This is a genomic window from Dorea acetigenes (genome assembly GCF_025567385.1).
Classification (GTDB): domain Bacteria; phylum Bacillota; class Clostridia; order Lachnospirales; family Lachnospiraceae; genus Claveliimonas; species Claveliimonas acetigenes.
This window is the reverse complement of sequence record NZ_JAOQJU010000002.1, coordinates 382,856-391,471: the sequence shown is the minus strand read 5'-3', so window position 1 is coordinate 391,471 and position 8,616 is coordinate 382,856. Positions and strand designations below refer to the sequence as shown.

At 43.5% G+C, this 8,616-nt stretch carries 10 protein-coding genes; 6 read left to right on the top strand and 4 right to left on the bottom strand.

The window, feature by feature from the left end; translation table 11 throughout:
- Nucleotides 1-607: S-layer homology domain-containing protein (locus tag OCV99_RS04380; RefSeq protein ID WP_158368543.1), on the top strand; the 607-nt coding region annotated here is incomplete at its 5' end.
- 66 nt (nucleotides 608-673) lie between these two features.
- Here OCV99_RS04380 and OCV99_RS04375 read toward each other — a convergent pair.
- The 3 genes from OCV99_RS04375 to OCV99_RS04365 all read right to left on the bottom strand — a co-directional run bounded on the left by OCV99_RS04375 (nucleotide 674) and on the right by OCV99_RS04365 (nucleotide 3,505).
- Nucleotides 674-1,870: an ATP-grasp domain-containing protein gene (locus tag OCV99_RS04375; RefSeq protein ID WP_158368541.1), complete on the bottom strand. Its 1,197-nt coding sequence runs from the start codon at nucleotides 1,868-1,870 to the stop codon at nucleotides 674-676.
- Nucleotides 1,871-1,960: 90 nt separating this feature from the next.
- The gene (locus OCV99_RS04370; RefSeq protein ID WP_158368539.1) at nucleotides 1,961-2,713 is read right to left on the bottom strand and encodes an esterase family protein; all 753 of its coding nucleotides are present in this window, start codon (nucleotides 2,711-2,713) and stop codon (nucleotides 1,961-1,963) included.
- 27 nt (nucleotides 2,714-2,740) lie between these two features.
- A complete protein-coding gene (locus tag OCV99_RS04365) occupies nucleotides 2,741-3,505 on the bottom strand; it encodes an alpha/beta hydrolase (protein ID WP_158368537.1) in 765 nt (254 codons plus the stop codon).
- A gap of 159 nt (nucleotides 3,506-3,664) precedes the next feature.
- Between OCV99_RS04365 and OCV99_RS04360 the strand changes: the two genes are divergently transcribed.
- The 4 genes from OCV99_RS04360 to OCV99_RS04345 all read left to right on the top strand — a co-directional run bounded on the left by OCV99_RS04360 (nucleotide 3,665) and on the right by OCV99_RS04345 (nucleotide 7,889).
- On the top strand, nucleotides 3,665-5,449 hold the full coding sequence (locus OCV99_RS04360) for an ABC-F family ATP-binding cassette domain-containing protein (RefSeq protein ID WP_158368535.1): 1,785 nt from the start codon (nucleotides 3,665-3,667) through the stop codon (nucleotides 5,447-5,449).
- A gap of 98 nt (nucleotides 5,450-5,547) precedes the next feature.
- Entirely contained in the window at nucleotides 5,548-6,045 is a 498-nt protein-coding gene (gene ilvN / locus OCV99_RS04355) for an acetolactate synthase small subunit (RefSeq protein WP_158368532.1), read from the top strand.
- A 63-nt stretch (nucleotides 6,046-6,108) separates the two neighbouring features.
- Complete coding sequence (gene ilvC, locus OCV99_RS04350) at nucleotides 6,109-7,125, top strand: ketol-acid reductoisomerase (RefSeq protein ID WP_158368530.1); 1,017 nt, start codon at nucleotides 6,109-6,111, stop codon at nucleotides 7,123-7,125.
- A gap of 122 nt (nucleotides 7,126-7,247) precedes the next feature.
- Nucleotides 7,248-7,889, top strand: coding sequence for a type I phosphoribosyltransferase (locus OCV99_RS04345; RefSeq protein WP_158368528.1), 642 nt, complete (start codon nucleotides 7,248-7,250; stop codon nucleotides 7,887-7,889).
- A gap of 55 nt (nucleotides 7,890-7,944) precedes the next feature.
- Here the strand turns inward: OCV99_RS04345 and rpsT are convergent, their stop codons facing one another.
- Nucleotides 7,945-8,208 (bottom strand): 30S ribosomal protein S20, encoded by a 264-nt coding sequence (rpsT, locus tag OCV99_RS04340; RefSeq protein ID WP_158368526.1) that lies wholly within the window; start codon nucleotides 8,206-8,208, stop codon nucleotides 7,945-7,947.
- Nucleotides 8,209-8,395: 187 nt separating this feature from the next.
- Here rpsT and OCV99_RS04335 point away from each other — a divergent pair.
- On the top strand, nucleotides 8,396-8,616 hold a 221-nt coding region (locus OCV99_RS04335), incomplete at its 3' end, for a GPR endopeptidase (RefSeq protein ID WP_158368604.1).

Genomic DNA, 8,616 nt, shown 5'->3' with positions numbered 1-8,616 from the left:
AGCGCTTGACGAAGCAGCAAAAGCTCTGCAAAAGAAGGAACTTCCATATGTAGACGTGGTAAAAGGTGACTGGTTCTACGATGGAGCATACTACAACTACTTTGCAGGAACCATGACGGGTACAGATCCTACGCATTTCTCACCATACGCAACGCTGGTACGTGCACAGTTTGCAACGATTCTTCACAGAATTGAAGGCAAACCGGATGCAGCGTATACGAACAGATTCCCGGATGTACCGGATGGACAGTTCTATTCAACGGCAGTTCTGTGGGCGGCTGATGCGAAGGTTGTTACGGGTTATACAGATTCCGGATACTTTGGAACAAATGATCCGATTACCCGTGAGCAGATGGTAGTTATGATGTACCGTTATGCGGATTATAAGAAATACGATATCTCAAAGACGGCAGATCTCAGCAGCTTTTCTGATGCAGGACAGGTAAGCGGATTCGCAGAAACTGCTATGAAGTGGGCAGTAGAAAATGGAATCATTGAAGGAAAAGAGAATACGGATAATTCCTATCGACTTGACCCGCAGGGCAGCACAAGCCGTGCAGAATGTGCGATTATTATCCAGAGATTTATGGAGATATTCGACAAATAAGGAAATCTTTTGAGACTTACCGGCGGCAGTTTTACTGTCGCCGGTTTTGGAAAAAATCAAAAGTGTTTATTTTTTACATTTTAGAATATCTTTGTAGAAAGCATCCATTTCTTTTTTTGTGCCAAAAGTAGCAACATACATCTGGTTGCCCATTGCTCCGGAAAGCACGTCGGGGATACGCTCCATCATTTTCATGTTGCTGCCGTATTTCTCCATAATCTCTTCATGGCTTAATACGAAATTTTTCCCGTCGCGGCGCCCGGCATAGGCACAGTATGCGTGTTCTCCGTCCGGAAGTGTAGAGCGGTTGTAGGCAATCATATCTGCCCAGATTTTGTATACGTTTGTGCTGTTGGCGAAATTCATCATATCCGGCGAAAAGCCGCCGCATGGGCGCATATTCACTTCCAGGGCAACGATATCACCCTTTTTCCCCATTCCTTCCTGATCCTGTGTGAGGCGGAAGAATTCAAAGTGGACAAAACGGCTTTTTACACCAAAGCTTTTTACAGTCCTGCGACCGGCTGCACGGGTATCCGCCGGCAGGTTCTTTACGATGTAGTAAATGGAATTGTCAGAGTTGTTTACAATATCCATAATAGACATAGGAGTTACATTACCTGTCTCAAACATCGGCTTACCATCGGCATCAATAATCGCATCATAGGAATTGACTTCTGCATGGATAAATTCTTCCATAATGTATTGGATATCCGGAATTTTTGTCTCCAGAAAATGTTCCAGGTCAGCATCGCAGGAGAGTTTATGCGTATCAGAAGCGCCGACTCCGTTGTCCGGTTTTACGATGACGGGGTAGCCAACCTCTTTGATAAATTTCAGACAGCCATTCTTGGTGTCAACCAGGTGATAACGGGCTGTGGGGATTCCGGCTTTGGCATAATATTCTTTCATTTTAGATTTGAATTTGATGCGAGGGATATCTTCTGTATGGAAGCCGCTTGCAATGTTGAAATCCGTGCGTAACCTGGCGTCACGTTCCAACCAATACTCATTGTTGGATTCCAGCCAGTCTATACATCCGTGTTTGTAGATGAGGAAGGCAACGGCGCGGTAGACTTCGTCTTCACTTTCCAGGTTGTTTACTTTATAGTATTCATTCAGGCTGTCTTTCAGTTCGGCATTTAGTTCATCGTAAGGCTGGTCGCCGATACCCAGCACATTCAGACCGTTCTTTTTCAATTCCCGGCAGAATTGCCAGTAATTCGTAGGAAAATTAGGGGAAATAAAAATAAAGTTTTTCATAGTACTCTCATCCTTTTTTGTTTGTAGTGATATATATTATAACACCAGTTGTGCTGGCGCTGGTTACACATGTTTGTCAGCCTGGAAATATTAATTCAGAAGGTATGGAACGAAGTAGGTTACCTGCTTGTACCACCAATCCCAGTCGTGTGCACAGTCATAGCCCCAGAAATCCACCCAGGTATGGATTCCTTTACTTTGAAGGATAGACTGCATTTGTCTTGTGGATTCAGGGATTTCCCATGGTCCTTGTCCCACACAGATGACGGATTTCTGTTGATTGTACATTTCGATGTATGGATGATCTTCCGGCAGATTCGGAAGGTAGTGGACCGGAGAGTTGATATAAACCAAGTCATCCATATAATTACCGAATCCATATTCGGATGTGTAAATACCGCTTAACGCAAGAAGACGATCAAAAAGATCCGGGCGGCGGTAATACAGGTTGGCGGCATGAGTGGCGCCAAGGCTGCATCCAAATACCAGAATTCCAGGGTAGCCGCTCCAACCATTGCGCTCATTAGCCATCGCACGCATGAAAGGAACCAGTTCGTCTGTAATGTACTGAATCCATTGTTCATAACGGCAGATTCGCCATCTTGGATCCCCGCCCTGGTCGGACCAGGTTTCTGCATCGATCGTATCAATGGAAAATATCATAACTTCTCCCGATTCAATCCAGGGAGACCAGACGTCTGTCATGTGAAAATTTTCAAAATCAAAAAAGCGGCCGTCCTGGCAGGGGATAAAAAGAACCGGTCGTCCTGCGTGACCATATATCTTACATTCCATATCCCGCCCAAGTGCCGGACTGTAATTTTTGTAATATTGTACTTCCATGGTGTTCCTCCTTAGTTTGAAGTATGATTAAAACTCATATAATAGCGTATTCATAAAGAACGGAATCTGCTTTTCCCAGCTTGCTTCACAGTGATCTCCATTCGGTACAATTCGGCTTTCCAGCAGAATTTGTTTTTGCAGAAGCTGGGAAGTTACTTTGCTGAATTGTATTCGCATATTGTTGTGGTGGCGCATTTCACGGGCCCCGTAATCCATATAAATCACAGTGTCCGGTTTGATCCGGGCATGAGAAATCATATCGGACAATTTCTTTGTGGCAAACCAGATGGATGGGGATAATGCAGCTGCCCGCGAGAATGTCTGGTTATATTCGAGAACTGCATACAGACTCATCAGACCACCCATAGAGCTTCCGGCAATGAAGGTGTGATTTCTGTCCGGAATGGTTCGGAAATTTTCGTCAATATAAGGTTTAAAGGTATGAACCATCCAGTTCATTGTAATTTTGCCGAGTCCGGTAATATTTCCCAGTTTAGGATTGCGGAAGGTGAAAGGAGAGTATTCTTTAATCCTTCCGTTGTCAGGGCTGTGGTTGCATTCTACTGCGGCAATGATTACCTGGGTCTGTGTGTAATCCATGTATTCCTTCATGCCCCAGCATTTGCCGTAAGTGGCATCTTCATCAAAAAAAACATTATGCCCGTCAAACATATAAAGCACCGGATAATGTTTGTCCGGTTCATTTGTATAAGATTCCGGAAGATATATGTAAGCACGTCTTTCTTCGTCGCCGGTCAGTTCCGGAATCGTAATATTCCATTTTTCTACCATAATGTCCTCCATTTTGCTATACAGACAAGTGTTTTATCGGATTAAATATAGCACGGAAAAGAGTAAATAGCAAGATATAGAGAGCCTGCAAGTTGACGTTCCGGCCAAAATCATTTATGATTATTTATGTATAACAATGAGGTTAAAAGGATGATTCCAATGAATATAATTAATTTTGAGCATATCAGTAAAGTATTCGGTGAGAAGACTATTTTTGCGGAGGCTTCTGTCGGGATACAGGAAGGAGACAAGATCGGGATTATCGGTATGAACGGTACCGGGAAAACGACCTTCCTGAAAATGGCGGCAGGTCTGGAAGTGCCGGATCACGGACAGATAGTTAAGCAGAATGGACTGAAGATAGCTTATCTGTCCCAGGATCCTGAATTCCCGAAGGGAGCGACGATTCTTTCTTATATACAGGATGATGAGAATGTATGGAAAGTACAGAGTAATCTGCAGCAGCTTGGAATTGCAGATTATGAGGAGTCTGTTTCCCATCTGTCCGGCGGACAGAAGAAGAAGCTTGCGCTGGCGAAAGTACTGGCGTCTGATTTTGATGTGCTTCTTTTGGACGAGCCGACGAACCATCTGGATACCCGGATGATGGGCTGGCTGGAAGAGTATCTCCGGAAATTTAAAGGCACGATTCTGATGGTAACCCATGATCGGTATTTCCTGGATTGTGTGACTGATCATATTCTGGAAATCAGCCACGGACAGATTTACAGTTATGAGGCGAATTATTCCGGGTTTCTGGAGCTGAAAGCTGCGCGGGAGGAAATGGAGCTTGCTGCGGAGCGGAAGCGCCAGAGTGTTCTCCGGATAGAAATGGAGTGGGCGAAGCGGGGATGCCGTGCCAGAAGCACTAAGCAGAAAGCAAGGCTGGAGCGCCTGGAGATGTTGAAAAATGGCGAGGCACCTGTAAAAGACCAGACTGTAGAGCTTGATTCTGTTGAGACCAGGATGGGAAAGAAGACTATAGAGCTTTCCCATGTTTGTAAAAGCTATGGAGATAAGGTGATATTGAACGATTTCAGTTATATTCTTCTTAAGAATCAGCGGCTGGGTATTATCGGACCGAATGGCTGTGGGAAGACGACACTGATGAAGCTTTTGGCGGGGATTATCCGCCCGGACAGTGGAGAGATTCAAGTAGGCGAGACGGTGAAAGTGGGGTATTTTGCGCAGGAAGAGCAGGAAATGAATGACAATCAGCGGGTGATTGATTATGTGAAAGATATTGCCGAGTATGTTACTACGAAAGAGGGAAAAATCAGTGCCGCAAAGATGCTGGAGCGTTTCTTATTTACTCCTGATATGCAATATTCACCGATAGGAAAGCTGTCCGGAGGGGAGAAGAGAAGGCTCTATCTTCTGGGTGTTTTATGTGGAGAAATCAATGTTCTTCTGCTGGATGAGCCGGGGAATTCGCTGGATATCCCTACGATGACCGTACTGGAGGATTATCTGAATTCCTTCCAGGGAATTGTGATAACCGTATCCCACGACCGGTATTTTCTGGATAATGTGGCAGACCGCATTTTTGCATTTGACGGCAGTGGACATTTGCAGCAGTACGAAGGAGGATATTCTGATTATCTGTTGAAAAAGGAAAGTGAGGATATATCGGTAAATCTGCAAAAAGCACCGCAAAAAGAAGAAAAAAAGGCAGAGAGTCCATCAAAGAATACCTGGAAACAGCATGAGAAAAAGCTGCGTTTTACCTATAAAGAAGAACGGGAATTTGCAGTAATTGACGATGAAATTGCAGGGTTGGAAGAAAAGATAGAAGACCTGGAAAGACAGATGGAGGTGCATGCAACTAATTCCGTAAAATTGAAGGAATTGATGGAAAAAAAGGAAGAGGCAGAAGGAAAATTAGAGGAAAAAATGGACAGGTGGGTGTATCTGAATGATTTATATGAGCAAATGCAGAAATAAATCAGAGGATACTCTTGACAAATCAGATAGATGTTGTTATTATAAAAAAACAGAACGCACTCTGTTTTTAAAAAGAAACAAGAATTGAGAGGTGCAGTATGCAAAGAGTATTTTCATTATTGGTTGACAACAATCCCGGTGTACTCAGCAGGATTGCCGGTCTGTTCAGCAGACGGGGATATAACGTAGACAGTATTACGGCAGGAACGACCGCAGATCCGAGATTTACCAGAATTACAATTGTGACGAGCGGAGATGAATTGATTTTGTCTCAGATTGAGAGACAGGTTCGTAAGCTGGAGGATATTATTGAGATTAAGGAGCTGAAGCCGGAAGAATCCGTTTACAGAGAATTGATTATGGTTAAGATTCGCGCAGATGCTTCCCAGAGATCAGAAGTGATTTCTCTGGCAGATATTTTCCGGGCGAAGGTAGTAGATGTTGAGAAGGAATGCCTGATGGTGGAGCTTACCGGTAATCAGTCCAAGCTGGAAGCTTTCCTGAACCTTCTGGATGGATATGAGATACTGGAGCTTGCGAGAACGGGCATTACCGGTCTGGCGCGCGGCATTAAAGACGTGACATTTATTGATTAGCTGGCTAAAGGAAATAACCTTTAACAATATATAATTTATACATATGGTAGGAGGAATGCAGCAATGGCAAAAATTTATTATCAGGAAGACTGTAACTTATCAGTATTGGAAGGACAGAAGATTGCAATCATCGGTTACGGAAGCCAGGGACATGCACATGCATTGAACTTAAAGGATTCCGGGTGTGATGTAATCATCGGCCTTTACGAGGGAAGTAAATCATGGAAGAGAGCTGAAGAGCAGGGCTTCCAGGTATTTACGGCGGCTGAAGCAGCAAAACAGGCTGACATCATTATGATTCTTATCAACGATGAATTACAGGCTGACATGTACAAAAAGGACATTGAACCGAACCTTGAGGAAGGCAATATGCTGATGTTTGCACATGGTTTCAATATCCATTTCGGATGTATCACGCCTCCGAAGAACGTAGACGTAACTATGATCGCACCGAAGGGACCAGGACATACAGTAAGAAGTGAGTATGAAGTTGGTAAGGGTGTTCCGTGTCTGGTTGCAGTAGAGCAGGATGCAACAGGAAAAGCGCTTGACAAGGCGCTTGCATATGCATTGGGAATCGGCGGAGCAAGAGCAGGTGTCCTTGAGACTACATTCAGAACAGAGACAGAGACAGACCTCTTTGGTGAGCAGGCTGTTCTTTGCGGCGGTGTATGTGCGCTGATGCAGGCAGGTTTTGAGACATTGGTTGAGGCAGGCTATGATCCGAGAAATGCATATTTTGAATGTATCCATGAGATGAAGCTGATTGTAGATCTGATTTACCAGTCAGGTTTCTCAGGAATGAGATATTCCATCTCCAATACTGCTGAATATGGCGATTATATTACAGGACCGAAGATTATTACGGAAGATACCAAGAAAGCAATGAAGAAGATTCTGTCTGATATTCAGGATGGTACATTCGCAAAAGAATTCTTACTGGATATGTCCCCAGCAGGACGTCAGGTACACTTCAAAGCTATGAGAAAGAAAGCGGCAGAGCATCCGGCAGAAGTAGTTGGAGAAGAAGTAAGAAAGCTTTACAGCTGGAGTGATGAAGATAAGTTAATCAATAACTAGTTATTGTGTGAGAAAAAGCGCAGAGTCCATAGTTTACGGATCCTGCGCTTTTTGTGTTCTTATGCTTCCTTTTGAGCCAATTTTGTGATACACTGAATAAAAAGGGACAGGAGGAACAAACCATGGATGAGAGACTTGAGGATCTTCGCTCAACCAAAAACCCCAAAGCGCGTATCAAGGTATTGAAGGGACATTTTGCAACAAGCAATTCCCATCTGAATACATACATTGATATGTCTACCGTCAAATCAAGGCACAACAATGCCAGAGAAGCTGCCAAGGAGCTTGCGCATGAGTATATGTCCAATACTTTTGTTAATACAATTGTGTGTCTGGACGAGACAGAAGTTATCGGAACCTTTATGGCAGAGCAGCTTGCAGACAGCAATCGTATGTCGTTGAGTGCGGGAAATAATATTTCTGTAATTACACCGGAGTTTGATGCGATTGGACAGATGATGTTCCGCGATAATAAGCAGAGAATGATTAAAGACCAACAGGTATTGATTCTGGCTGCGTCGGTTACCACCGGAAAGACCATTAACAGGGCAATCGAATGTGTACTGTATTATGGCGGAACGGTGTGTGGGGTTGCGTCCATATTCAGCGCGGTAAATAAGATTGCAGGTATGGAGATTAAGACGATTTTTACGGCAAGAGATATTCCGGACTATCGGGCGTATGAACCGGCAAAATGCCCAATGTGCGAAGAAGGCAAGCGGGTGGAAGCAATTGTGAATAGCTATGGATATTCTAAATTATAGCAGTAAAAAAAGACAGCCACATGACGGTATGGCTGTCTTTTTTTGTGTTTATAGATTAAGCAATTCCGTTAACAGCTTTTGTCAGACGGGAAATCTTTCTGGCGCATGTGTTCTTATGATAAACACCCTTGCTTCCTGCTTTATTGATTTCAACGATTGCAACCTTCAGTGCTTCTGCAGCAGCAGCGGCATCCTTATTAGCAACAGCTGTTTCAACTTTCTTTGCGCAAGTCTTAACTTTAGATTTGATAGCCTTGTTTCTGGCATTCTTTGTCTCATTCACTAAAATTCTCTTTTTTGCAGATTTGATATTAGCCAACTTGTCCACCTCCAATATCCTCATATTTCGATTCAAGCTCGATAAATATATTCGTTAGAGCCGGACACGGACGTTCTAACGAAACATACGTGTTTATTTTATGCTAATGACTCTTTAATGTCAATACATATTTCTGAAATTATTGTAAAAACTAGCAATAATGATGAGATAAAGTGAGGATTTGGAAATGGTTGAAAAGTACAGTATTAGAACGGATCTGGCTTTGGAGCAGAAAGAGCGTTTTGAAGCTGACAATGTAGAGATATCTGGAGTTGTCCTGGAAGAGAATTATGATGAGGAGAGGGAAATTAAGATTACAACGGTGAAAATTGAGACGGAGAACGGAGCAAAAACCATGGGAAAACCGGTGGGTACTTATATTACTATAGAAGCGCCCAACATGGCGAT